Genomic DNA, 17412 nt, shown 5'->3' with positions numbered 1-17412 from the left:
ACCGGAACCGTAGTGCTCAGGGCGTGTGTGCCCGTTCGGGGGCCGGGGTAGCGGCGCCCGCATGGCTGGAGAACTTGAGGGGATGAAGGTCGCCGTCCTGGCGACCGACGGCGTCGAGCAGGTCGAGCTCGACCGGCCGTGGCAGGCGCTCGAGGACGCCGGCGCCGAGCCGGAGCTGGTCTCCCTGGAGGCCGGCTCGATCACCGCCTACGACCACATCGACAAGGCCGACACGAAGAAGGTCGACGCCACGCTCGGCGACGCCGACCCCGACGACTACGCGGCGCTGGTCCTGCCGGGCGGCGTGATCAACGGCGACTTCATCCGGGCCGACGCCGACGCGGTGGCGTTCGTGAAGTCCTTCTTCGACGCCGGCAAGCCGGTGGCGGCGATCTGCCACGCCCCGTGGGTGCTCGCCGAGGCCGACGTCGTCCGGGGACGCCGGATGACCTCGTGGCCGTCGCTGCAGACCGACCTGCGCAACGCCGGCGCGAACTGGGTCGACGAGGAGGTCGTCGTCGACGGCAACCTGATCACCAGCCGCAAGCCCGACGACCTCGACGCGTTCTGCGCCGCGATCGTGGAGGAGTTCGCGGGTCAGCCGGCGGGGGAGAGCGTCGACGCCTGAGGACAGCGCCGGGAGCATCGCAGCGAGGAATGAGCGAGGAGCGGACTGGCGCGCAGTCAGGCCGGTGTGATCGCCTAACCGGTGGCGATCAGGCTGGCGGCCGGCGCGACCGTCAGCAGCGTGCCGGCGAAGACCAGGACGGCGAGCAGCTTCGGCCCCACCGGCTCGCGCGCCATCTTGTGGCGGTAGGCGCCGACGCCGGCCACCAGCCCGGTGACCGCCAGCGGGGCCACCACGACGGCGAGGTGCGGGACCATCTCCCAGATCACGGTGAACAGGAAGAAGATCCCGACACCGGCGGCCAGGGCGATGACCAGCTCGCCGGCGAAGCGCAGCCAGGCGAGCGCGCTCTCCTTGGGCGTGCTGTCGAGGTCCTCGGCCTCGAGGTCGTCGGCGACGACCGGGATCGGCCCGGTGGACGGGTTGTCCTCGCGCGACGCCGCCGGCGCGGGCACGCCCCCGGGACGCCGCTCCTCGGCGGTCGGGGCGGCCGCGGCGCTCCCGGTGGCCCGGCGGTTCTCGAGCAGCCGCTCCCCCAGCCGCCGGTCGTCCGCGCGCCGGTCCGCCAGGCGCCGGTCGGCCTGCCGCCGGTCGCCGACCCGACCGGTCGAGCGGTCGTCGTCCAGCGGGCGGTCGGCCACCCGGCCCGTCGAGCGGTCCTTGTCCAGCGGGCGGTCGGCCACCCGGCCCGTCGAGCGGTTCTCGTCCACCCGGCGGTCGGCCACCCGGCCCGTCGAGTCGTCGCGGCGGCGGTCGCCCTGCCGGCGGTCACCACCCGCCCGCTGGTCGCCCGCCCGGCGCTCCGGCGTCCGTCGCTCGTCGGGACGACGCTCGCCCACGACACCGGTCTGCGCGGCGGCGCCGGGGACGCCGGGCTTGCCCGACGGGCGCACGCCGGGGATGGCCGCCGTCACCGGATCCGCGGCCCGCTCCGCGACGTGCAGGTCGCTGGCGCGCCGTCCGTAGGGCCGGCCGCCGATGCCGCCGGTGTCCGCCTCGCCCTCCGCCGCGGCACGGCGCTGCCGGATGCCGGTGTCGTCGGCATCGTCCCGGCGGCGGCGTCCCCGCGTCGGGGACTCGATGCCGGCCTCCCGCAGGATCTCGGCCAGCGAGCGCCCCCCGGTCTCGGGGTCCTGCCGTGGTGCGGCCATCACGCCCCTTCCAACAAGTCGAGCCGACGAAGGATGACACCTTCCCGCAGCGCCCACGGGCACAGACGCACCGTCGGCACGTCGAGGGCGCGCATCGCGGCCTGCGCGACCACCGCGCCGGCCGGGATCTGGTGCGCCCGGTCGGGCGAGACGCCGGGCAGTTCGGCCAGCGCTCCGGACTCGATCCGGGAGACGAAGCCGACCAGCTGACCCAGCCCCGACAGGCTCAGGCGGCGGTCGACCTGCAGCCCGGCGGAGTAGGGCGCGGCGCCGGTGAGCCGCGCCAAGGTGCGGAAGGTCTTGCTGGTGGCGGCGACCAGGTCGGGCGGACCCGCCCCGCGGAGCTTGCGCGCCGCCGGCTCCAGCAGCTCGGCGGCGTGCTCGTCGAGAGCCCGCAGCGCCTTGAGGTCGGGGCGCCCGCCGGTGCGCGCCTCGGGCAGGAACCGCCGGGTCATGCGCCCGGCGCCCAGCGGGAGGGACAGCGCGACGTCGGGGTCCTCGTCCACCCCGGCGGCCAACTCGAGGGAACCGCCACCGATGTCGAGCACCAGCAGCCGTCCCGCGCTCCAGCCGAACCAGCGGCGGACGGCGAGGAAGGTCAGCCGCGCCTCGTCCTCGCCGGAGAGCACCCGCAGGTCCACCCCGGTCTGCCGGCGCACGCGGTCGAGGACCTCCAGGCCGTTGTCGGCCTCCCGGATCGCCGAGGTGACCAGCGCCAGGAAGTCCTCGCAGCCCTGCTTCTCGGCCTGCTCGCAGGCCTTCTGCACGGACCGGACCAGCGCCTTCTCCCCCGTCCTGGACAGCCGGTTGTCCGTACCGATCTCCTCGGCGAGGCGCAGCAGCGAGCGGTCGTCGTGCATCGGCGTCGGGCGTGCGCCGGGGTGGGCGTCGACCACGAGCAGGTGCACCGTGTTCGACCCGACGTCCAGAACTCCCAGCCGCATGGTCACAGTCTGCCCGCCACCGGTCACGGACACGCACCCGGCGGATCAGCAGACGGGACCCCGCGTCGCCGCTGTCATCTCGAGGATGGAGCGCACCACGGCCACGTCGATCTGGTCGGTGCGCCGGTACCGGATGCAGCCCTTGCCGACGTCGAGCCCGATCAGGCGGTCGCGGTGCGCGGCCATGACGTCGGTGCGGGTCACGTAGAACGAGAGGTACTGCTTCTGCGCCGCGAAGCCGATCTCACCCTCGGCGCCCTCCTCGCGGACGTAGCCCGGCATCCGGTAGCGCACGATCTCGGTGAACCCGTGCAGGTGCTCCCGGCAGAGGTCGCGGAGCAGCCGCAACCCCTCCCGGCGGTTCTCGGGGGCCTGCTCCACGTAGGTGTCGACGTCGGGGTTGGGCGCGATCACGGGCCCAGGATGGCAGTGCCTAGGCTGGCGGCGTGCCCGACGAGCCGCCGCCCGAGGTGCCGCTCGACTTCGCGCGCGAGTGGGTGACCTTCCCCGACCCGGCCGATCCCGAGCACCTGGTGCGGGCCGACCTCACCTGGCTGACGTCGGCCTGGACCTGCATCTTCGGCCGCGGCTGCGCGGGTGTCGTGGAAGGCCGGCCGGACGACGGCTGCTGCAGCCACGGCGCCTTCTTCACCGAGGAGGACGACCTGCTGCGGGTCACGGCCGCCGTCGCCGACCTCACCGACGACGACTGGCAGCTCGCCCCGGTGGGCCGGGGCAACTGGACCGAGCAGGACGACGCCGACGACTCCGGCGACGGCGTCCGCTCGCTGCGCACCCGGGTGGTGGACGGCGCGTGCGTCTTCCTCAACCGGCCGGGCCACCCGGGCGGCACCGGCTGCGCGCTGCACCGGATGGCGCTGCGCACCGGCCTGCACCCGCTCAGCACGAAGCCGGACGTGTGCTGGCAGCTGCCGGTGCGCCGGGAGCAGGAGCACGTGGAGCGCCCCGACGGCACGAAGGTGCTGATGACGACGGTCGGCGAGTTCGACCGGCGCGGCTGGGGCCCCGGCGGGCACGACCTGCACTGGTGGTGCACCGGCTCCCCCGCCGCGCACGTGTCGGCCGAGCCGCTGGTGCTGACCTACGCGGCCGAGCTGACCGCCCTCATCGGCGGGGCGGCGTACGCCGAGCTACGCCGGCTGGCCGAGGCGCGACTCGACGCCGGCCTCGTCGCGCCGCACCCGGCCAGCCCCGAGCCGGTGCTCGTCCAGCTGCACCGGCGCCGTCCCGGCGGCTGACGCGGCGCGGAAGGTCTGCCGGTAGGCGCGCGGCGAGACCCCGCGCCGGCGGGTGAACTGCTCGCGGAGGCCGGCCGCGGTGCCGAAGCCGACCAGCCGGGCGATCTCCTCCACCGGGGCGTCGCTGTTCTCCAGCAGCGCCTCGGCCGCGGCCAGCCGGCGGCCCAGGAGCCACGCGTGCGGCGTCGTCCCGGTGGTGGCCCGGAACCGGCGGGCGAAGCTGCGCGGGCTCATCAGCGCGCGGCGGGCCATGGTCTCGACGTCGATGTTCTCGGCCAGATGGTTGCCCGCCCACTCCAGGACGGCGCCGAGCAGGTCGTCCTCGCACGCGGCGACGGGCTCGTCGATGAACTGGGCCTGACCGCCGTCCCGGTGCGGCGGCACGACCATCTCGCGGGCCAGCGCGTTGGCCGCGGCGGCGCCCCACTCGCGGCGGACCAGGTGCAGCAGGGCGTCCACGCCGGCGGCGGTCCCCGCGCCGGTGATCAGCCGGCCGTTGTCGACGTAGAGCACCGACGGGTCCACCTGCACGGCGGGGAAGCGCTCGGCGAGCTCGCCGGCCCACTTCCAGTGCGTCGTGGCCCGCAGCCCGTCGAGCAGCCCCGCCTCGGCCAGCACGAAGGCGCCGGTGCACTGGCTGACGATGATCGCGCCGCGGCCGTGCGCCGTCCGCAGCGCGTCGAGCAGCTGCGGGGAGGGCACGCGGTCGAACGCCTCCCACGCGGTGATCGTGATGATGTCGGAGCGCTCCAGCCGGTCGAGCCCGTGCTCGACGGTGATCGGGATGCCGGTGTCGGTGCGGACCACCCCCGGCGCCTCGGTGACCAGCCCGAAGTCGAAGCGGGGCAACCCCATCTGCCGGCGGTCGTAGCCGAACACCTCGGCCGCCACCCCCAGCCCGATACTGCCGACGAGACCGTCGCCGACGACGACGCTGACCACCAGGGGACGGGCGCGACCGGACATGCCGACAGTGTGGCAGAAAAAATGCGCTAGCGGTCAGTCCTGCCACTCGTGCGCGAGGGGAACCGGGAGCACGCTCTCCTCATGTTCCTCATCCGTTGCCCCGTCACCGGAACCGACGAGCTGGTCGCCGAGCGGCACATCATCGCGGTGACGAACCACCCCACCCACATCGCCATGACCGTCGAGTGCCCCCACGGCCACACGCACGTGTACCGGACCGGGCGCCGCTGGGAGCAGCAGCGTCGGGAGGCGCGCGAGCTCGTCGACGCCTAGACTCGAACACATGAGCGAATCGCAGGCGAACACCGACCGCACCGCCGAGAAGGACCCGGCCGACTGGGTGACCGGCGACGAGCCCGCCACCGGCGCGCAGCAGAGCTACCTGGAGACCCTCGCCCGGGAGGCCGGCGAGGACGTTCCCGACGACCTGACCAAGGCCGACGCCTCGCGGAAGATCGACGAGCTGCAGGAGGAGACCGGCAGAGGCCGATGACCCTGTCGGCCCACCGGCCGACGGTCCCGCGTCAGGCTTCCAGCTTGTACCCCAGGCCGCGGACCGTCAGCAGGTAGCGGGGGTTGGCCGGGTCCGGCTCGATCTTCGCCCGCAGCCGCTTGACGTGGACGTCGAGGGTCTTGGTGTCACCGACGTAGTCGGAGCCCCAGACCCGGTCGATGAGCTGCATGCGGGTCAGCACCCGGCCCGCGTTGCGCATCAGCAGCTCGAGCAGGTCGAACTCCTTGAGCGGCAGCGCGACCTGGGCCCCGTCGACGGCGACCACGTGCCGCTCGACGTCCATGCGGACCGGTCCGGCTTCCAGCACCGCCTCGGCCGGCGTGTCGGCCTCACCGCGGCGGCGCAGGACCGCGCGGATGCGGGCGACGAGCTCGCGCGCGGAGTACGGCTTGGTCACGTAGTCGTCGGCGCCGAGCTCCAGACCGACGACCTTGTCGATCTCGGCGTCCTTGGCCGTGAGCATGATGATGGGCACGCTGCTGCGGCTGCGCAGCTGGCGGCACACCTCGGTGCCCGACAGCCCCGGCAGCATGAGGTCGAGCAGGACGACGTCCGCGCCGCCGCGGTCGAACTCGGTGAGGGCGTCCGGCCCGGTCGCTGCGACGGCGGTCTCGAACCCCTCGCGCTTGAGCATGTACGACAGCGCGTCGGAGAACGACTCCTCGTCCTCGACCACCAGCACCCGCGTCATGTCCGTCCTCTCGTGGCGTCGGCGGCGACCACGTCGTCCGCCGGTGACTGGTCGGTCGCCAGGGGGATCCGGAGCGTGAATGTCGAGCCGACGCCCTCCTCGCTCCAGACGCTCACGGACCCGCCGTGGTTGCTGGCGACGTGCTTGACGATGGCCAGGCCGAGCCCGGTGCCGCCGGTGCGGCTGGCCCGGGACTGGTCCACCCGGTAGAAGCGCTCGAAGACCCGGCTGCGGTCGGCGCGGGGGATGCCGATGCCGCTGTCGGTCACCGCGATCTCGGCGAAACCGGACCGGGCCCGCGCCGCGACGGCGATCCGGGTCCCCTCGGGGCTGTAGGCGACGGCGTTGGCCAGCAGGTTGGTCACCGCCGTGGCCAGCTGCGCCTCCACACCCCGGACGACGAGCCCGCGCTCGCCGCCGCTGGCGATGGTGATCCGCTTGGCGTTGGCGGCGGTGCGCGTCCGGTCGACCGCCTCGGCGAGCACCGTGTCGACACCGACCGGCTCGAGGTCCGGCAGCGGCTCGGCGCCCTGCAGCCGGGAGAGGTCGATGAGCTCGCGCACCAGCCGGCCGAGCCGCTCGCTCTCGTGGCCGGCGCGCGCCGCGAACCGCCGCACCGTCTCGGGGTCGTCGGCGGCGTCGGCCAGGGCCTCGGCGAGCAGCGCGAGCGCGCCGACCGGCGTTTTGAGCTCGTGGCCCACGTTGGCGACGAAGTCCCGGCGGACGGCCTCGCCGCGGCGGACCTCGGTGACGTCCTGCAGCACGAGCGCCACCGGACCGGGTGGCGGCGCCGCCCCGCTGTCCAGCCGGACGCCGTGCACGCTCATCAACCGCGGACCGCCGCCGACCAGGCCACCGGGCAGCCGCACGTCGCGCTGGCGGCTGCCCCCGGTGCGGACCTCCAGGGCCAGCCGGAGCAGCTCGGGCACCAGCAACCGGGTGTCGCGGACGATGCCGAGCGCGCGGGCGGCGGGATTGGCCAGGACGACGACGTCATCGGCGTCGAGCAGCACGACGGCGGGATCCATGAGATCGACCAGCCGCCGGCTGAGCGCCGCCTCCGAGGGCGCGGCGGGCGGGTCGGCGGGACGCCCCGCGCGCGCCGAACGCCACCGGGGGTACAGCACGGCCGCGACCACGCCGGCGCCGACGGCGAGGCCGACCAGGAACGCGACCAGCGGACTCACGATCTCGATGCTAGGGCGGTGGTGAGCACGGGAGGACGCACCGCCGGTCGGACGTCACCCTGCTCGGGGGACTGTTCATCCCCGTGTGGCCGCGCGTTCACCTCGCCGACCGCTCCGGCACCCCCACGTCCTCCTACCCTGCCGGAGTAACGCGCGACGACGACCGGGGCACGGGCTCCGGTGAGAGGGGCGGGGACCGTGCGCGAGCACTACCGCGAGGAACTGGCCGACATCAACAACTGCCTCGTCGAGATGGCCAACGCGGTGGGTTCGGCGATGAGCAAGGCGACCACCTCCCTGCTCGACGCCGACGTCGCGCTGGCGGATCTCGTGATCGAGGGAGACGAGCACATCGACGCGGCGCGGGAGAGCATCGAGCAGCGCTGCTTCACCCTGCTCGCCCAGCAGCAGCCGGTCGCCACCGACCTGCGCACCATCACCGCCGCGATGCGGATCGTCGGCGACCTCGAGCGCATGGGAGACCTCGCCGCCCACGTGGCCAAGCTGGCCCGCATGCGGTTCCCCGACCACGCGGTGCCGGCGGAGGTGCGGCCGATCTTCCTCGAGGCCGGCCACGTCGCCGAGCGGCTCGTCGCCCAGACCGCGACCGTGATCGCGAAGCTCGACGTCGAGGCCGCCAAGCACCTGGAGGCCGACGACGACCTCATGGACCAGCTGCACCGGCAGCTGTTCCGCGAGCTGCTGTCCAAGGACTGGCCGCACGGCATGGAGTCGGCCATCGACATCACGCTGCTCGGCCGCTACTACGAGCGCTTCGCCGACCACGCGGTCAGCGTGGCCCGCCGCGTCGTGTTTCTCGTGACCGGCGAGCGGGAGATGCACGCCAATCACGGTTGATCCGTTCCGCGGCCCCGTCCCGAGGCTCGCCCCGAGGCCCCGTCCCGAGGCTCGCCCCGAGCGTGCGAGGCGTGAGAGGGACGGCGTCCTTTCCTACTTCTTCCCCTGGTTCTTGACCGCCTCGATGGCCGCGGCCGCGGCTTCCGGGTCGAGGTACTCGCCGCCGGGCTTGACCGGGCGCAGGTCCGGGTCCAGGTCGTAGCGCAGCGGGACGCCGGTGGGGATGTTCAGCCCGACGACCTCGTCGTCCCCCATGCCGTCGAGGTGCTTGACCAGCGCGCGCAGGCTGTTGCCGTGCGCCGCGATCAGCACGGTCTGCCCGCTGCGCAGGTCGGGGACGATCGCGTCGTACCAGTACGGGAGCATCCGGACGACGACGTCCTTGAGGCACTCGGTCTTCGGCCGAGCCTCGGGCGGCAGGAAGGCGTACCGCGGGTCGTCGTCCTGGGAGTACTCGCTGGCCGGGTCGATCGGCGGCGGCGGGGTGTCGTAGGAGCGGCGCCACAGCATGAACTGCTCCTCGCCGAACTCCGCGAGGGTGGCGGCCTTGTCCTTGCCCTGCAGCGCGCCGTAGTGCCGCTCGTTGAGCCGCCAGGAGCGCTTCACGGGGATCCACTGACGGTCGGCCGCGGCCAGCGCCAGCTCCGCGGTGGAGATCGCCCGCTTCAGCACGGAGGTGTGGCAGACGTCGGGCAGCAGGCCGGTCTCGGCCAGCAGCTCACCGCCGCGGGCCGCCTCCTCGCGGCCCTTCTCCGACAGCGGGACGTCGACCCACCCGGTGAACAGGTTGGCCTTGTTCCACTCGCTCTCGCCGTGGCGCAGCAGCACCAGCGTCCCGGGCCCGGGCGAAGTCGCAGTCACGGCCGCCATCCTGCCGGATCGGGCGGCCGACGGCTCAGGCGGTGATCGCCGGCCAGAACAGCCAGAGCTCGTAGACCGCCGGCGGGGCCAGGCCCAGCAGCAGCCAGTAGCTGCGGATCCGCCGGGCGGCGCCCCAGCGCAGCGCGGCGACCAGCCCCACGCTGCAGACCATGGCGACGGAGAGCCAGACGACCACCGCGACCACGTCGACGGTGAACAGCTGGGCGAAGACGAGCTGCACCGCGCAGAACAGCATCGGGTACACGAGCGCGGAGGCGGCGACGACGCCCATCAGCGCCCGGACGAAGCGCTGCTGCGCCGTGGTGCCGTCCATCGGCGTCCACGCTAGCGGCTGGACGGGGCGATCCGTACCGGTCCGGGCAGGATCTCCCCCGTGAGTGCCGCACAGCGCTGGGCCGACGAACTCGCGGCCTGGGCGATCGACCCGTCCATCCTCGCCGCCGCCCCGGAGTCGCCCTACGGGTTCCCGCCCGGGTTGTTCGGCACCGGTCGGAGGTCGGCGAGCACGCTGGACGCCGTCCGCGGCGGGCTGCCCGGCAGCGTGCTGGACGTCGGCTGCGGCGGCGGGGCGGCGAGCATCCCGGCGGGGGCGGCCGAGCTGCTGGCCGTGGACGAGTCCGAGGCCATGCTGGCCCTCTACCGGACGGCGGCCGGGAACATCCCGGTTCGGACCTGGTGCGGCCGGTGGCCCGACATCGCGGAGGAGGTCCCGCCCGCGGACGTCGCCGTCGCCGCGAACGTCGTCTACAACGTGCCGGACGTCGACGCGTTCCTGACCGCCCTGACCCGGCACGCCCGGCGGCGGGTCGTGGTGGAGCTGACCGACGTCCACCCGTGGACGTCGCTGGCGCCGCTGTGGCGGCACTTCCACGGCCAGGACCGGCCGGACGGGCCCACGTCGGCGCTGTTCGCCGAGGTGCTCGACGAGCTGGGGATCGCGCCCGAGTGGGCGACCTGGGAGCGACCGGACCCGTTCCGCGACGGCGCCCCGGAGGAGGTGCTGGCGTTCACCCGGCGGCGGCTGTGCCTGCCCGTGTCCCGGGAGCCGGAGGTCGCCGCCGCGATGGCGCGGTTCCCCGACGACCGGCCCCGGACGGCGACGACCTTCTGGTGGCCGGGGTCCGCGGGCTGATCCCGGCGGCTCACGTCGCCCTGCGTCGTCCCGGCAGCCAGACGAGCACGACGACGACGGCGACGAACGCGGCGGCCGCGGTCCCGATGGCGGTGACGTGCATGGCCGACACGAACGCCTCGCGGGCGGGGTCGACCACCGCGCCGGCGGCGCGGGCGGCGTCGGCGTCCTGCCCCGCGACGATCCGCCGGACGGCCGCCAGGGTGGCGACGATCGACTCCCCGGCCTCGTCCCGGACCCCCGCGGGCAGGCCGGTGACGCGGTCGCCGAGATCGGCCCGGTAGGCGGCGGTGAGCAGCGAGCCGAGGATGGCCACGCCCAGTGCGCCGCCGACCTGCCGGACGGAGTTGTTCACCGCCGCCCCGGCGCCGGCCTTCTCCCGGGGGACGACGGACATGATCGACTCGGTCGCCGGTGCCATGACCGCGCCCATCCCCAGCCCCTGCACCGACAGGACGACGATCAGCAACCAGACCGGCGAGACCAGGTCGAGCAGCTGGATGCCGAGGAAGGACGCGCCGATGAGAACGAAGCCGCCGGCGCAGACCGCCTTGGGGCCCCAGCGCTGGGCCAGCCGGGAGCTCTGCGGCGCCATGATCGCCATGCCGACCGCCACCGGGATCAGCATGGCGCCGCTCTGCAGCGGGCCGTAGCCGCGCGCGCCCTGGAGGTAGTAGACGAGGTAGAAGGTCGCGCCCATCAGCGCGAAGAAGTTCAGCCCGAGCGCGCCGGCGGCCGCGGAGAAGGCCGGGTTGCGGAACAGGGAGACGTCGAGGGCGGGGTGGCTCGAGCGGCGCTGCAGCCAGACGAACAGGCCGAGCAGCACCACGCCGCCGACCAGGGGCACGAGCACACCGGGGTCGCCCCAGCCCGCTCCGGCGCCGCCGCGGATGATCCCGTAGACCAGCCCGGCGAGCGCGCCGATCGACAGCAGCACACCGCCGAGGTCCAGCCGTCCGGGCGACGGGTCGCGCGACTCTGGGACGAACGCGAGCGTGCCGGCGACGCCGAGCAGGCAGACCGGGATGCCGATCAGGAAGATCGCGCCCCACCAGAAGTGCTCGAGGACCAGACCGCTGGCCAGCGGACCGCCGGCGACCGCGATCCCGGCCGTGGCCGCCCAGATGCCGATCGCCCGGCCGCGCTCATCGGGTGGGAACACGTTCGTGATCACGGCGAGGGTGGTGGGCTGCACCGCGGCCCCGCCGACCCCCATCACCGCCCGCCAGGCGATCAGCTCCAGCGGGCTGCCACTGAACGCGGCCAGCAGCGAGCCGAGGGCGAAGACGGTCAGGCCGATGAGCAGCACCCGCCGGCGGCCGATGCGGTCGCCGACGACGCCCCAGGAGAACAGCAGCCCGGCGAACACGACGATGTAGGCGTCCACCGCCCACTGCAGCTCCCCCTGGGTCGCGCCGAGCTCCCGCTGCAGCGTCGGCAGGGCGACGTTGAGCGTGGTGTTGCCGGTGATCACGACGAGCAGGCAGACGGTCATGGTCGCGAGGACCCACCACCGCCGGGCGTAGCCGGGCCGCTCCTCGTCGGCGGCGCCGGTCGCGCGTGCCCGGTCCGTCGCGGTCACGTCCCGGCGTCGTCCTTCCGGGCGGCACCCGGGCGCCGGGCGGCGTCCGGGTCGGCGAAGGCGGCGAAGGCCTCGAGGTTGCGCAGCGACTCCCCGCGCTTGACCCGCCACGCCCACTCCCGCCGGATCGAGGTGCCGAACCCGATCTCCAGCATGGTGTTGAACGAGTCGTCGGCGTACGTGAGCACCGCGCCGAGGATCCGGTCGATCTCCTCGGGCGTCACCGCGGCGTGCGGCAGCCGGCCGGTCAGGTAGATGTCGCCGACGCTGTCGATGGAGAACGCGACGCCGTACATGCGGGCGTTGTGCTGCAGCAGGAACGTCCACAGCTGCTCGCGGTTCTCGTCGGGCTGGCGGCAGACGAACGCCTCCACCCGCAGCGCGTGCTCGCCGACGATCAGCCCGCACACGGTCTTGAGCTTCTTGGTGCCCGGCAGGTCGACCAGCCAGCGGCCGGGGGCCGGGTGCTCGTGCGCCAGCTCGCTGTCGCGCAGCGTCCGGCCGATCACCTCGTCCAGCCGCTCCACGACCTCCGTCATCGCGCGACCTGGGCGCCGGGCAGCGCCCGGATCGGCGCCAGCGTCCGGGCCGGAGCCGCCGCGGTGCGGGCGGCCATCTCGCCCGCGGCGGCGGTGTAGGCCTCGATCAGCGACTCGGCGGTGCGGTCCCAGGAGAAGCGCGCGGCGTGCCGTCGGGCGCCGGCGGCGAGGAACGGGCGCCGGGCGAGCACGCTGCGGATCGCGGCGGCGTAGTCCGCGGGCTCGCGCCCCTCGACGAGGACGCCGGAGATCCCGTCGCGCACCGCGGTCGGCAGGCCGCCGACCGCCGCCGCCACCACCGGCGTGCCGCAGGCCTGGGCCTCCAGGGCGACCAGCCCGAAGGACTCGTTGTGGCTGGGGACGACGGCCACGTCGGCGGCGCGGTAGTGCTCGGCCAGCCGGTGCGGCGGCTGGGGCGGGGCGAAGCGGACCAGGTCGTCGATGCCCAGGGCCGCGGCCAGCTGCTCGAGCTGGCGCGGCGCCTCGAGACCGGAGCCGCTCGGGGCGCCCACCACGTGCACCTCGAGCCGGTCGCGCAGGCCCGGTTCGTCGGCGAGCATCCGCGCCGCGGCGTGCAGCAGCAGGTCGGGAGCCTTCAGCGGCTGGATGCGCCCGACGAACAGCAGGACGACGGCGTCCTCGCGGATGCCGAGGCTCCGCCGGGCCGCGACCCGGTCGCCGGGCGAGAAGCGGTCGAGGTCGACGCCGGGCGGCACCACGAGCGTGCGATGCGGGTCGGCGCCGTAGTACCGGACCAGCTGGCGCGCCTCCTCCTCGGTGTTGGCGACCAGCCGGTCGGCCTCGGCGACCACCTGCTCCTCGCCGACCACGCGGACGCGGGGCTCGGGGTGGTCGCCCGCGGCGAGGGCGGCGTTCTTCACCTTGGCCAGCGTGTGCGCGGTGTGGATGAGCGGCACGCTCCACCGGTCGCGGGCCAGCCAGCCGACCTGGCCGGAGAGCCAGTAGTGCGAGTGGACGACGTCGTAGAAGCCGGGCTCGTGCTGGGCCTCCTCGCGCAGCACCGCGGCGGTGAACGCGCAGAGCTGGCCGGGCAGCTCCTCCTTGCCGAGGCCCTCGAACGGGCCGGCGCTGACGTGGCGGACGGTCACGCCCGGGCTCATCTCCACGACCGGCGGCAGCTCGCTGGAGGTGGCGCGGGTGAACACGTCGACCTCGATACCGCGGGCGGCCAGCCGGCGGGAAACCTCGACGATGTAGACGTTCATGCCCCCGGCGTCGCCGGCACCCGGCTGGTCGAGGGGGCTGGTGTGCACCGAGAGGGTGGCCACCCGCCGGGGCGGCCCCGACCGGCGGAAGCGGCGAGCGGGCACGCGAGACCTCCCGCCCGAGCTGTGTCCGAATGCTGGTTGCACAGGGGGCTCAACGCACCCCTGCCGACTCTCCATCCTGCAACAACGTCAGGATGACCACATGTCCGGTCCCTCAATCCCCCGACCAGGTGCCTACGTCCCGCTCCCGAGCACCGGCCGCGTCGCCGTCGTCACGGGTGCCTCCAGCGGGATCGGCGCCGCCACCGCCGAGCGCCTCGCGGCCGAGGGCTTCGACGTCGTCCTGGGAGCGCGGCGGACCGACCGGCTGACCGAGCTGGCCGGGCGGATCGGCGGGCGGGCGGCGCCGCTGGACGTGACCGACCCCGCGTCGGTCGAGGCGTTCTGCGCGGCGCTGGACCGGGTCGACGTCCTGGTCAACAACGCCGGCGGCGCCTGGGACGCCGCGCCGGTGGCCGAGGCGGACCTGGACTCCTGGCAGCGGGCCTACGACGTCAACGTGCTGGGCACGGTGCGGATGACCAAGGCGCTGCTGCCGGCGCTGCGGGCCTCGGGCGCCGGCGACGTGGTGTTCGTCGGCTCCACCGCCGGCCTGACCAGTTACGAGGGCGGCGCCTCCTACACGGCCGCCAAGCACGGCGTTCACACGCTGGCCGAGACGCTGCGGCTCGAACTGGTCGGCGAGCCGGTGCGGGTGATCGAGATCGCGCCCGGGATGGTGCGCACCGACGAGTTCTCCCGCAACCGGCTGGGCTCGCAGGAGAAGGCGGACGCCGTCTACCGCGGGGTGCGCGAGCCGTTGGTCGCCGAGGACATCGCCGACTGCATCGCCTGGACGGTCACCCGCCCGCACCACGTGAACGTCGACCTGATGGTCGTGCGGCCGATCGCGCAGGCCGCCCAGCACAAGGTCGCCCGGGAGCAGTAGAAGGACCCCCTCCTCCCCACCCCTCGCAAGCTCGGGGCGGGGCCCGGGAGGGGGCCGGGGCTAAAGCGCCCGGACGGCGGTGGGCTCGCGCTCGAGGGTGACCCCGAACTGCTCGCGGACGGCGGTCACGATGCGGTCGGCGAAGGCGAGCAGCTCGGCGGCGGTGGCGCCGTCCTCGGTGGTGAGCGCGAGGCTGTGGCGGGACGACGTCCCGACGTGCCCGTCCCGCGTGCCGCGGCCGAAGCCGGCGGACTGGACGAGCCAGGCCGCGCTGAGCTTGACCAGCCCGTCGCCGGCGGGCCAGCTCGGGGCTCCCTCGACGGCCCGCTCGGCAGGCACGATCGGGTTGGTGAAGAACGACCCGGCGCTGCGGCTGTCCGGATCGGCGGGGTCGAGCACCATCCCCTTGCCGCGCCGCAGCGCCAGCACCGCCGCGCGGACGTCGGCCAGCGGGGCCCGCTCCCCCAGCTCGACGCCCAGCGCCCGGGCCAGCTCCGCGTAGCCGACCGGCGCCGACAGCTCGCCCGGGTGCAGCGCCAACGTGACGTCGAGGACGACGAACCGGCCGGGATCGCGCTTGAGCCGGCTGTCGCGGTAGGCGAACCCGCACTCGGCCGGTGTCAGGGTGCGCTCGTTCTTCTCCGCGCGGTCCCAGACGCGGACCGCGGTGATCGTCTGCGCGACCTCCTGGCCGTAGGCGCCGACGTTCTGCACCGGCGTCGCGCCGGTGGATCCGGGGATGCCGGAGAGCGCCTCCACGCCGGCCAGCCCCTCCTCGACGGTGCGCGCGACGAGGGCGTCCCAGTCCTCGCCGGCCTGCACCACGAGCGAGTCGCCGGTGCGGGCGACGCCGCGGCTGCGCACCAGGACGACGTCCCCGGGCCAGCCCTCGTCGGGGGCGACCACGTTCGAACCGCCACCGAGGACGAGCAGCGGCGTGCCGGCCTCGTCGGCCTCGCGGACGGCGGCGACGAGCTCGGCGGCGTCGGTGACCTCCACGAGCCGCTCGATCGGGCCGCCCACCGCGAGGGTGGTGAGATCGGCGAGCCGGGCGTCGTGTCGGACCTGCACGCCCCCACGCTAACCGCGACTACCCTCCGGACCGGTGAACGGCTCGGGCGGGGACCACAAGCAGCGGGCCACCCTGCCGCCGCGGAAGAAGGCGCCCCGGCTGGCCGCCGGCCGGGCCCGCGCGCTGGGCCTGCCGACCCGCGGCACCACCAACGCCAACCGCCTCCGCCGCGTCGACCGCTGGCTGCTCGCGACCCAGGTCCCCCGGCTGCGGGACGCCGCCCGGCCGCTGGTCGTCGACCTCGGCTACGGCTCCTCCGCCGTCACGACCCTGGAGCTCGCCGAGCGGCTGGCCCCAGAGGTGACCGGCCTGGAGGTCGTCGGCCTCGAGATCGACCCCGAGCGGGTGGCCGCCGTCGCCGCCGACCGCGACCCGCCGCGGGTGGACTTCCGCGTGGGCGGCTTCGAGCTCGCCGGGCTGGCGCCGGTGCTGGTGCGCGCGTTCAACGTGCTGCGCCAGTACGACGAGGAGTCCGCGGCCCGCGCGTGGGACACGATGCGCGCCGCGCTCGGCCCCGGCGGGGTTCTCGTGGAGGGCACCTGCGACGAGTGGGGACGGCGGGCGGCGTGGGTGGCCCTCGATGCCGACGGGCCCCTGACGCTGACCCTGTCCGCCCGCGTCGGCCACCTGAGCAAGCCGTCCGACCTGGCCGAGCGGCTGCCCAAGGCGCTGATCCACCACAACGTCCCGGGCCGGCCGGTGCACACCTTCCTGCGCGCCTTCGACGCGGCCTGGGCCGCCGCGGCCGGGCTCTCGACGTTCGGCCCGCGCCAGCGGTGGGCGGCGGCCGTCGAGGCGATGGCCGAGCAGGGCTGGCCGTTCGTCGGCTCGAGCCGCCGGTGGAAGCAGGGCGAGGTGACCGTGCGCTGGTCGGCCGTCGCGCCCTGATCCGCCTCGCCGCGGGCAGGCCCGTGCGCCCAGCGGGCACGGGCAGCTGGAAGATCGTCGACAGGGACGTTCGCCCACGTCGGGGGCGGACCACCCGCGTGGACCGGGCACCCGCTCCGGCACGATGGGGCGGTGACCTCCCTCGCCGGCGAACGCCTCCGCCAGCGGTGCATCGAGGCCGTCGTCGAGGAGGGCGAGCGGTTCGGCGTGCTCGCCGCGGAGCTCGCGGCCGGCCTCACCCCCGCCGACGGCGGGCTCGACACCCGCGTGCCCTGGGTGCCGGCCTGGTCCGCCCGCGACCTGGTCGGCCACCTGGGCGCCGTGCACCGCTGGGCCACCGCGATCGTGCGCGCCGGCACGACCGAGGGCCCACCGCGCGCGGTCGAGCCGCCGGACGGCGACCTGCTCGACTGGTACGCGGCCGGGCACACCGAGCTGGTCCGGGCGCTGCGGACCGTGCCGCCGGGGTCCCCCGCCTGGCACATGAGCCCGGCGGCCCCCAAGGTCGCGGCCTCCTGGGCGCGGCGGCAGGCGCACGAGCTCGCCGTCCACCGGATGGACCTGGAGGCCGCCGCCGGCGTGCCGCACGCCCCGCTCGACCCCGAGCTGGCCGAGGACGGCGTCGACGAGCTGCTGGGGATCGTCGTCCCACGGTGGGCGCACACCGAGCCGCTGGTGTCGGCCGAGGCGGTCGTCGCGGTGACCGACACCGACACCGGCCGGCAGTGGGAGGTCCGGGTGACCCACGGGGCCGTCCAGCTCGCGACGGAGCACTCCGGGGCGGCCGGCGCGCGGCTGTCGGGCGCCGGCACCGAGCTGCTGCTGCACCTGTGGGGCCGCCCGGCCGAGGTCCGCGTCGAAGGCGACGCAGCGGCCGAGGCGCTGCTGCGCGGCCGCTGACG

Annotated in this window: 21 protein-coding genes; 9 read left to right on the top strand and 12 right to left on the bottom strand. The window is 74.9% G+C overall.

The window, feature by feature from the left end; translation table 11 throughout:
* Window positions 1–61: 61 nt before the first annotated feature.
* Complete coding sequence (locus tag ACWIYF_RS03565) at window positions 62–628, top strand: type 1 glutamine amidotransferase domain-containing protein (RefSeq protein WP_448626743.1); 567 nt, start codon at window positions 62–64, stop codon at window positions 626–628.
* A gap of 74 nt (window positions 629–702) precedes the next feature.
* Here ACWIYF_RS03565 and ACWIYF_RS03560 read toward each other — a convergent pair whose 3' ends face one another.
* The 3 genes from ACWIYF_RS03560 to ACWIYF_RS03550 are packed head-to-tail and all read right to left on the bottom strand — an operon-like array spanning window position 703 to window position 3137.
* A complete protein-coding gene (locus ACWIYF_RS03560; RefSeq protein ID WP_448626742.1) occupies window positions 703–1779 on the bottom strand; it encodes a hypothetical protein in 1077 nt (358 codons plus the stop codon).
* The gene (locus tag ACWIYF_RS03555; RefSeq protein ID WP_448626741.1) at window positions 1779–2723 is read right to left on the bottom strand and encodes a Ppx/GppA phosphatase family protein; all 945 of its coding nucleotides are present in this window, start codon (window positions 2721–2723) and stop codon (window positions 1779–1781) included. The genes ACWIYF_RS03560 and ACWIYF_RS03555 overlap by 1 nt, the downstream gene beginning before the upstream one ends.
* Before the next feature lie 45 nt (window positions 2724–2768).
* Entirely contained in the window at window positions 2769–3137 is a 369-nt protein-coding gene (locus ACWIYF_RS03550) for an iron chaperone (protein ID WP_448626740.1), read from the bottom strand.
* A 32-nt stretch (window positions 3138–3169) separates the two neighbouring features.
* On the opposite strand from ACWIYF_RS03550, the gene ACWIYF_RS03545 reads away from it, so the two are divergent.
* Window positions 3170–3982: a hypothetical protein gene (locus ACWIYF_RS03545; RefSeq protein WP_448626739.1), complete on the top strand. Its 813-nt coding sequence runs from the start codon at window positions 3170–3172 to the stop codon at window positions 3980–3982.
* Here the strand turns inward: ACWIYF_RS03545 and ACWIYF_RS03540 are convergent.
* Window positions 3875–4948, bottom strand: a complete 1074-nt coding sequence (locus tag ACWIYF_RS03540) for a helix-turn-helix domain-containing protein (RefSeq protein WP_448626738.1) — start codon at window positions 4946–4948, stop codon at window positions 3875–3877. The two genes, ACWIYF_RS03545 and ACWIYF_RS03540, sit on opposite strands and share 108 nt — an antisense overlap.
* 81 nt (window positions 4949–5029) lie before the next feature.
* Here ACWIYF_RS03540 and ACWIYF_RS03535 point away from each other — a divergent pair, with 81 nt between their 5' ends.
* Window positions 5030–5221: a hypothetical protein gene (locus tag ACWIYF_RS03535; protein WP_448626737.1), complete on the top strand. Its 192-nt coding sequence runs from the start codon at window positions 5030–5032 to the stop codon at window positions 5219–5221.
* A gap of 10 nt (window positions 5222–5231) precedes the next feature.
* A complete protein-coding gene (locus ACWIYF_RS03530; protein ID WP_448626736.1) occupies window positions 5232–5441 on the top strand; it encodes a DUF3072 domain-containing protein in 210 nt (69 codons plus the stop codon).
* A 31-nt stretch (window positions 5442–5472) separates the two neighbouring features.
* On the opposite strand, the gene ACWIYF_RS03525 is transcribed toward ACWIYF_RS03530, so the two are convergent.
* Both ACWIYF_RS03525 and ACWIYF_RS03520 read right to left on the bottom strand, forming a co-directional pair.
* Window positions 5473–6153, bottom strand: coding sequence for a winged helix-turn-helix domain-containing protein (locus tag ACWIYF_RS03525; RefSeq protein ID WP_448626735.1), 681 nt, complete (start codon window positions 6151–6153; stop codon window positions 5473–5475).
* Window positions 6150–7340: a sensor histidine kinase gene (locus ACWIYF_RS03520; protein WP_448626734.1), complete on the bottom strand. Its 1191-nt coding sequence runs from the start codon at window positions 7338–7340 to the stop codon at window positions 6150–6152. The genes ACWIYF_RS03525 and ACWIYF_RS03520 overlap by 4 nt, the downstream gene beginning before the upstream one ends.
* A gap of 198 nt (window positions 7341–7538) precedes the next feature.
* Here ACWIYF_RS03520 and phoU point away from each other — a divergent pair, with 198 nt between their 5' ends.
* A complete protein-coding gene (gene phoU / locus ACWIYF_RS03515; protein WP_448626733.1) occupies window positions 7539–8198 on the top strand; it encodes a phosphate signaling complex protein PhoU in 660 nt (219 codons plus the stop codon).
* Window positions 8199–8291: 93 nt separating this feature from the next.
* On the opposite strand, the gene ACWIYF_RS03510 is transcribed toward phoU, so the two are convergent.
* Together ACWIYF_RS03510 and ACWIYF_RS03505 are read right to left on the bottom strand one after the other, a co-directional pair.
* A complete protein-coding gene (locus ACWIYF_RS03510; RefSeq protein WP_448626732.1) occupies window positions 8292–9059 on the bottom strand; it encodes a phosphoglyceromutase in 768 nt (255 codons plus the stop codon).
* A 34-nt stretch (window positions 9060–9093) separates the two neighbouring features.
* Complete coding sequence (locus tag ACWIYF_RS03505) at window positions 9094–9393, bottom strand: hypothetical protein (RefSeq protein WP_448626731.1); 300 nt, start codon at window positions 9391–9393, stop codon at window positions 9094–9096.
* Window positions 9394–9453: 60 nt separating this feature from the next.
* Between ACWIYF_RS03505 and ACWIYF_RS03500 the strand changes: the two genes are divergently transcribed.
* Window positions 9454–10212, top strand: coding sequence for a methyltransferase (locus ACWIYF_RS03500; protein ID WP_448626730.1), 759 nt, complete (start codon window positions 9454–9456; stop codon window positions 10210–10212).
* A 10-nt stretch (window positions 10213–10222) separates the two neighbouring features.
* Here the strand turns inward: ACWIYF_RS03500 and ACWIYF_RS03495 are convergent, their stop codons facing one another.
* The 3 genes from ACWIYF_RS03495 to mshA are packed head-to-tail and all read right to left on the bottom strand — an operon-like array spanning window position 10223 to window position 13664.
* Window positions 10223–11794 carry an MFS transporter gene (locus tag ACWIYF_RS03495; RefSeq protein ID WP_448626729.1) on the bottom strand — a complete coding sequence of 524 codons (1572 nt, stop codon included), beginning with the start codon at window positions 11792–11794 and terminating at the stop codon, window positions 10223–10225.
* The gene (locus tag ACWIYF_RS03490; RefSeq protein ID WP_448626728.1) at window positions 11791–12333 is read right to left on the bottom strand and encodes a YbjN domain-containing protein; all 543 of its coding nucleotides are present in this window, start codon (window positions 12331–12333) and stop codon (window positions 11791–11793) included. Before ACWIYF_RS03490 ends, ACWIYF_RS03495 begins: the two co-directional genes overlap by 4 nt.
* A complete protein-coding gene (mshA, locus tag ACWIYF_RS03485; RefSeq protein ID WP_448626727.1) occupies window positions 12330–13664 on the bottom strand; it encodes a D-inositol-3-phosphate glycosyltransferase in 1335 nt (444 codons plus the stop codon). The genes ACWIYF_RS03490 and mshA overlap by 4 nt, the downstream gene beginning before the upstream one ends.
* A 100-nt stretch (window positions 13665–13764) precedes the next feature.
* On the opposite strand from mshA, the gene ACWIYF_RS03480 reads away from it, so the two are divergent.
* A complete protein-coding gene (locus ACWIYF_RS03480) occupies window positions 13765–14550 on the top strand; it encodes an SDR family oxidoreductase (RefSeq protein ID WP_448626726.1) in 786 nt (261 codons plus the stop codon).
* Between the two features lie 60 nt (window positions 14551–14610).
* On the opposite strand, the gene ACWIYF_RS03475 is transcribed toward ACWIYF_RS03480, so the two are convergent.
* Entirely contained in the window at window positions 14611–15621 is a 1011-nt protein-coding gene (locus ACWIYF_RS03475) for a UDP-N-acetylmuramate dehydrogenase (protein WP_448626725.1), read from the bottom strand.
* A 34-nt stretch (window positions 15622–15655) separates the two neighbouring features.
* On the opposite strand from ACWIYF_RS03475, the gene ACWIYF_RS03470 reads away from it, so the two are divergent.
* The gene (locus ACWIYF_RS03470) at window positions 15656–16510 is read left to right on the top strand and encodes a class I SAM-dependent methyltransferase (RefSeq protein ID WP_448626724.1); all 855 of its coding nucleotides are present in this window, start codon (window positions 15656–15658) and stop codon (window positions 16508–16510) included.
* 132 nt (window positions 16511–16642) lie between these two features.
* Window positions 16643–17410: a maleylpyruvate isomerase family mycothiol-dependent enzyme gene (locus ACWIYF_RS03465; RefSeq protein ID WP_448626723.1), complete on the top strand. Its 768-nt coding sequence runs from the start codon at window positions 16643–16645 to the stop codon at window positions 17408–17410.
* Window positions 17411–17412: the final 2 nt, after the last annotated feature.

It is taken from the genome of Geodermatophilus sp. URMC 64 (genome assembly GCF_053502555.1).
The sequence above is the reverse complement of the archived record's forward strand: the minus strand, read 5'-3'. Positions and strand labels throughout refer to the sequence as shown.

Bases quoted from the DNA above. Each gene is read 5' to 3' on its own strand.
- ACWIYF_RS03565 (WP_448626743.1), top strand. From the start codon at position 62: ATGGCTGGAGAACTTGAGGGGATGAAGGTCGCCGTCCTGGCGACCGAC.
- ACWIYF_RS03560 (WP_448626742.1), bottom strand. From the start codon at position 1,779: ATGGCCGCACCACGGCAGGACCCCGAGACCGGGGGGCGCTCGCTGGCC.
- ACWIYF_RS03555 (WP_448626741.1), bottom strand. From the start codon at position 2,723: ATGCGGCTGGGAGTTCTGGACGTCGGGTCGAACACGGTGCACCTGCTC.
- ACWIYF_RS03540 (WP_448626738.1), bottom strand. From the start codon at position 4,948: ATGTCCGGTCGCGCCCGTCCCCTGGTGGTCAGCGTCGTCGTCGGCGAC.
- ACWIYF_RS03535 (WP_448626737.1), top strand. From the start codon at position 5,030: ATGTTCCTCATCCGTTGCCCCGTCACCGGAACCGACGAGCTGGTCGCC.
- ACWIYF_RS03530 (WP_448626736.1), top strand. From the start codon at position 5,232: ATGAGCGAATCGCAGGCGAACACCGACCGCACCGCCGAGAAGGACCCG.
- ACWIYF_RS03525 (WP_448626735.1), bottom strand. From the start codon at position 6,153: ATGACGCGGGTGCTGGTGGTCGAGGACGAGGAGTCGTTCTCCGACGCG.
- ACWIYF_RS03505 (WP_448626731.1), bottom strand. From the start codon at position 9,393: ATGGACGGCACCACGGCGCAGCAGCGCTTCGTCCGGGCGCTGATGGGC.
- ACWIYF_RS03490 (WP_448626728.1), bottom strand. From the start codon at position 12,333: ATGACGGAGGTCGTGGAGCGGCTGGACGAGGTGATCGGCCGGACGCTG.
- ACWIYF_RS03480 (WP_448626726.1), top strand. From the start codon at position 13,765: ATGTCCGGTCCCTCAATCCCCCGACCAGGTGCCTACGTCCCGCTCCCG.